The sequence below is a fragment of the Streptomyces sp. NPDC054794 genome, from assembly GCF_053611585.1.
Window position 1 is genome coordinate 36,489 of the sequence record NZ_JBSHAQ010000072.1, and the last position, 3,205, is coordinate 39,693.

The window sequence follows — 3,205 nt, forward strand, 5'->3', positions numbered from 1 at the left end:
ACAACGGGGGGGGGCCGGTGGGGTGTGTCCCACCGGCCCGCCTCGATCCGCTCGGCTCGCGGCAGCCCTACGCGTCGACCTTCTCCATGATCTCGTCGCTGACGTCGAAGTTGGCGAAGACGTTCTGCACGTCGTCGCTGTCCTCCAGGGCGTCGATCAGCTTGAAGATCTTCTTGGCGCCCTCCTCGTCCAGCTCGACCTGGACGGACGGCACGAAGCTGGACTCGGCGGAGTCGTAGTCGATCCCGGCCTCCTGGAGGGCGGTGCGGACCGCGACCAGGTCGGTGGCCTCGCTGATGACCTCGTAGGTCTCGCCGAGGTCGTTGACCTCCTCGGCGCCCGCGTCCAGGACGGCGCCGAGGACGTCGTCCTCGGTCAGCTCGCCCTTGGGGACGATGACGACGCCCTTGCGGCTGAACATGTACGACACCGAGCCGGGGTCGGCCATGTTGCCGCCGTTGCGGGTCATGGCGACGCGCACGTCGGAGGCGGCACGGTTGCGGTTGTCGGTGAGGCACTCGATGAGCACCGCGACACCGTTCGGGCCGTAACCCTCGTACATGATCGTCTCGTAGTCGGCGCCGCCGGCCTCCAGGCCGCCGCCGCGCTTGACCGCGGAGTCGATGTTCTTGTTGGGAACCGACTGCTTCTTGGCCTTCTGGATGGCGTCGTAGAGCGTCGGGTTGCCCTCGATGTCGACGCCGCCCATGCGCGCGGCGACCTCGATGTTCTTGATCAGCTTCGCGAAGAGCTTGCCGCGCTTGGCATCGATCACGGCCTTCTTGTGCTTCGTCGTAGCCCATTTAGAGTGGCCGGACATCTGCCTGTCTCCTTCGCGTAACCCATCTCTGCAACGAACTCCAGAGATCCTACAAGGACTCCGGTGTCCGGTTGGCGCGCACCAGGTCGACGAACAGGGCGTGCACGCGGTGGTCGCCGGTCAGTTCCGGGTGGAACGACGTGGCCAGCGCATTGCCCTGCCGGACGGCGACGATGTGGCCGTCGTGCTCGGCGAGCACCTCGGCCTCGGCACCGACGGACTCCACCCAGGGGGCGCGGATGAAGACGCCCTCTACAGGATCGCCCTCGACACCGCGGACGGCGACCGCCGCCTCGAACGACTCGTTCTGCCGTCCGAAGGCGTTGCGGCGCACGATCATGTCGATCCCGCCGATGGTCTCCTGGCCCGAGCGCGGGTCGAGGATCTTGTCGGCGAGCATGATCATGCCCGCGCAGGTGCCGTAGACCGGCATGCCGTCCCGCACGCGCGCGCGGAGGGGCTCCATCACTCCGAAGAGGATGGCCAGCTTGGAGATGGTCGTGGACTCGCCGCCGGGCAGGACGAGGCCGTCGACCTCGGCGAGTTCCTCGGGACGCCGCACCGGCCTGGCCACGGCGTCCGCCGCGGCCAGGGCGATGAGGTGCTCCCGTACGTCGCCCTGGAGGGCCAGAACGCCAATGACAGGGGTGCTCATGGGGTCTCTACCAGGGCCTCTTACCAGCCGCGGTTGGCGTAGCGCTCGGTCTCGGGGAGGGTGTCGCAGTTGATGCCGACCATGGCCTCGCCGAGGTTGCGCGACGCGTCCGCGATGATCTTCGGGTCGTCGTAGAAGGTGGTGGCCTTCACGATGGCGGCGGCGCGCTTGGCCGGGTCGCCGGACTTGAAGATGCCGGAGCCGACGAAGACGCCTTCAGCGCCGAGCTGGCGCATGAGCGCGGCGTCGGCCGGGGTGGCCACGCCACCGGCGGAGAACAGCACGACCGGGAGCTTGCCGAGCTCGGCGACCTCCTTGACGAGCTCGTAGGGGGCGCGCAGTTCCTTGGCGGCGGCGAACAGCTCGTGGTTGTCGAAGCCGCGCAGGCGAGCGATCTCGTTCTTGATCTGGCGCAGGTGGCGGACGGCCTCGACGACGTTGCCGGTGCCGGCCTCGCCCTTGGAGCGGATCATCGCGGCGCCCTCGGCGATGCGGCGCAGGGCCTCGCCCAAGTTGGTGGCACCGCAGACGAAGGGGGTGGTGAACGCCCACTTGTCGGAGTGGTTGACCTCGTCGGCCGGGGTGAGGACCTCGGACTCGTCGATGTAGTCGACGCCGAGGGCCTGCAGGACCTGGGCCTCGACGAAGTGGCCGATGCGGGACTTGGCCATGACCGGGATCGAGACGGCGTTGATGATGCCCTCGATCATGTCCGGGTCGGACATGCGAGCGACGCCGCCGTCCTTGCGGATGTCGGCCGGGACCCGCTCCAGGGCCATGACGGCGACGGCGCCCGCGTCCTCGGCGATCTTCGCCTGCTCCGGCGTGACGACGTCCATGATCACGCCGCCCTTGAGCTGCTCGGCCATGCCGCGCTTGACGCGGGCGGTGCCGGTCTCAGGGGTCTGGGCGGGGGTGGGGATCGTGGTGGACACGGGTGACCTCGCTCGGTGAAGACGGTTTTCTGCTCAAGCGAGGAAACGTGAATGGACCAGGCCACAGCAAGGGCCAATGCGAAGGCGGTGGATCCTTTTCACCTACGATCCCACGAAACCGCAGCTGGGAGAGGTCCTAGGCCGCCCGGTCCACCAGGGCCGCGGGCGGCTCGTCGTCCATCTCGAAGGCCAGCGGGAAGGGCGCGTGGCCGGCCAGCCGGAACCACCGCACCTTGCGGTGCTCACGGAGCCTGCGGGCCGCGCCCACGGCGTCGTTGTGGAAGCGCCGGGCCATCGGCACCCTGCGGACCGCCTCGGTCAGCTCGTGCGCGGCCGCGTCGCCGCCGGGCGCCTCGCGGACCGCCTCGACCTGCTGCGCCTCCGCGAACACGGCCCGCAGCGCCTGGCTCAGCTCGCTCTCGGCCACCTCCCGCTGCTCCTCCTCGGCCTGCCGGGCGGCATGCGCGGCCTCGTACAGCACGATCGAGGCGGCCGGGTCGAGCACACCGGAGGTGGCCAGTTCCTGGGCCACCGAGGCCCGGCGCAGCAGCTGCGCGTCCAGCGCGGCGCGGGTGGCGTCGATCCGTGTGTGCAGGCGGTCCAGTCGGCCGGCCGTCCAGCTCAGGTAGAGACCGATGACGACCAGGGCGACGAGGATCCAGATGAGGGTTGCGGTCACGGGCGGCAAGGCTACCGGGGCGCTCCGCTGGGGTGGGCGGGTGCCGTGTGGTGGCCCTGTGCTGTGTGGTGGCCGCGTGCTGTGTGGTGGGCGGTGTCGGTGTCAGCGTCCGGGGG

Annotated in this window: 4 protein-coding genes; all 4 read right to left on the reverse strand. The window is 69.7% G+C overall.

Going from position 1 to position 3,205, the window contains the following annotated elements:
• Positions 1 to 67 precede the first annotated feature (67 nt).
• The 4 genes from ACWGKT_RS43520 to ACWGKT_RS43535 all read right to left on the reverse strand — a co-directional run bounded on the left by ACWGKT_RS43520 (position 68) and on the right by ACWGKT_RS43535 (position 3,089).
• The gene (locus ACWGKT_RS43520; protein WP_356153244.1) at positions 68 to 820 is read right to left on the reverse strand and encodes a YebC/PmpR family DNA-binding transcriptional regulator; all 753 of its coding nucleotides are present in this window, start codon (positions 818 to 820) and stop codon (positions 68 to 70) included.
• Positions 821 to 869: 49 nt separating this feature from the next.
• Complete coding sequence (pdxT, locus tag ACWGKT_RS43525) at positions 870 to 1,475, reverse strand: pyridoxal 5'-phosphate synthase glutaminase subunit PdxT (RefSeq protein WP_356153241.1); 606 nt, start codon at positions 1,473 to 1,475, stop codon at positions 870 to 872.
• Positions 1,476 to 1,495: 20 nt separating this feature from the next.
• Positions 1,496 to 2,410, reverse strand: a complete 915-nt coding sequence (gene pdxS / locus ACWGKT_RS43530) for a pyridoxal 5'-phosphate synthase lyase subunit PdxS (protein ID WP_356153238.1) — start codon at positions 2,408 to 2,410, stop codon at positions 1,496 to 1,498.
• Between the two features lie 136 nt (positions 2,411 to 2,546).
• Positions 2,547 to 3,089 (reverse strand): LemA family protein, encoded by a 543-nt coding sequence (locus ACWGKT_RS43535; RefSeq protein ID WP_356153236.1) that lies wholly within the window; start codon positions 3,087 to 3,089, stop codon positions 2,547 to 2,549.
• Positions 3,090 to 3,205: the final 116 nt, after the last annotated feature.

What these genes read in the sequence shown, in the direction of transcription:
- ACWGKT_RS43520 (WP_356153244.1), bottom strand. Translation starts at nt 820, where the DNA reads ATGTCCGGCCACTCTAAATGGGCTACGACGAAGCACAAGAAGGCCGTG.
- pdxT (WP_356153241.1), bottom strand. Translation starts at nt 1,475, where the DNA reads ATGAGCACCCCTGTCATTGGCGTTCTGGCCCTCCAGGGCGACGTACGG.